This window comes from Bacillus sp. AP50 (assembly GCF_040492675.1).
Lineage (GTDB): Bacteria > Bacillota > Bacilli > Bacillales > Bacillaceae_G > Bacillus_A > Bacillus_A cereus.
Window position 1 is genome coordinate 1 of the sequence record NZ_JBEUTW010000422.1, and the last position, 1,233, is coordinate 1,233.

Below are 1,233 nucleotides of genomic sequence, written 5' to 3' on the forward strand. Positions count from 1 at the left end.
TTGCTATTGCGGAGGGGAATAGCATATTTTATAGATAGGAACTAAAATAAGGGGAGGATAAAATGCTTATCATTACATATATATCTGCTTGCATATTATTCTTAGTTAGCTTTTTACATGTATATTGGGCTTTCGGAGGTAATTGGGGGACAAATAGTGTTATTCCAACTAAATCAGGGGAAAAGGCGTTTACACCTCGCGCCCGAATGACATTGTTCATTGCATTATTATTAAGTATGGCAGCAATAATTTTGTTGCAACAAGCAAATATTGTTCATTTTGCAGTTCCTAATGTTATTATTCAAGTCGGTTCCTGGATTTGTATGATTGTCTTTTCTATTAGAGTGATTGGTGAGTTTAACTATTTTGGTATCTTTAAACGACAAAAAGATACGCACTTTGCAAGAATGGATACCGGTTTATATATTCCACTTTGTGCATTTTTATCTTTATCTTTCTTATTAGCAATAATTTTGTGAGTGAATAATAGTAGTTTCTTTTCTCAACATATATGTAAACGTGAGAAATCTAAGAGTAAATAAAAAGGATGTAAGCGCCTTCTTGTCGAAATGTAAATTATTATGAAAGGCGGTGACACTATGAAGTATGTAAAAGTTAGTATGAATGGTGGAAGTGAACATAAATTCTCAATGACTTTAGATCGGTTTAAAGAACTTATTACTACAGAGAATGGGATATTAGAAAATAAATTAGTATGTATTGAAAATGTAATGATTAATCCTACTAATATATCTTCTGTAGTTGAAAAAATTGGTGTACCGGCTAAGTTTATGGAAGCTTAAAATGTTAGATAAAAAACATCCATTAGGGATGTTTTTTAATTTATAAATATGATAATCGTACAGTAAATATTTGAGTAGATTTTATAGCAATGACTATGCATATATTAAGTACCTGAACATGGTTCTTAATACATGCACGAAATAATAAGTACAAGCATATAGTATTAAGTAGGACAAAATCTTCGTGTCCTACTTAATACTCAGAAAAAACCTCTAATCAAATAAGAGCATCCAATTGCAGGGTGCTCTTATTTTTTATGAAAATCTACTACGAGTCTTATTTTATAGTAGGATGCAATAATAAAGGGCTATTTTGAAATAGTGTTCTTTAGCCTTTAATGTTAAATTTATCTTTAACGTTAATAAATATTAAAAATAATATGATAGCAGAAATTAAGTTAGATAAGTAGAAATTTTGATGAAACAGTAG

General features: G+C 29.6%; 2 protein-coding genes. Both read left to right on the forward strand.

Going from position 1 to position 1,233, the window contains the following annotated elements:
- Positions 1-62: 62 nt before the first annotated feature.
- Positions 63-479, forward strand: a complete 417-nt coding sequence (locus tag ABWK52_RS23875; protein WP_000905575.1) for a DUF3995 domain-containing protein — start codon at positions 63-65, stop codon at positions 477-479.
- A 120-nt stretch (positions 480-599) separates the two neighbouring features.
- The gene (locus ABWK52_RS23880) at positions 600-803 is read left to right on the forward strand and encodes a hypothetical protein (protein WP_000878372.1); all 204 of its coding nucleotides are present in this window, start codon (positions 600-602) and stop codon (positions 801-803) included.
- Positions 804-1,233: the final 430 nt, after the last annotated feature.

Bases quoted from the DNA above. Each gene is read 5' to 3' on its own strand.
- ABWK52_RS23875 (WP_000905575.1), top strand. From the start codon at position 63: ATGCTTATCATTACATATATATCTGCTTGCATATTATTCTTAGTTAGC.
- ABWK52_RS23880 (WP_000878372.1), top strand. From the start codon at position 600: ATGAAGTATGTAAAAGTTAGTATGAATGGTGGAAGTGAACATAAATTC.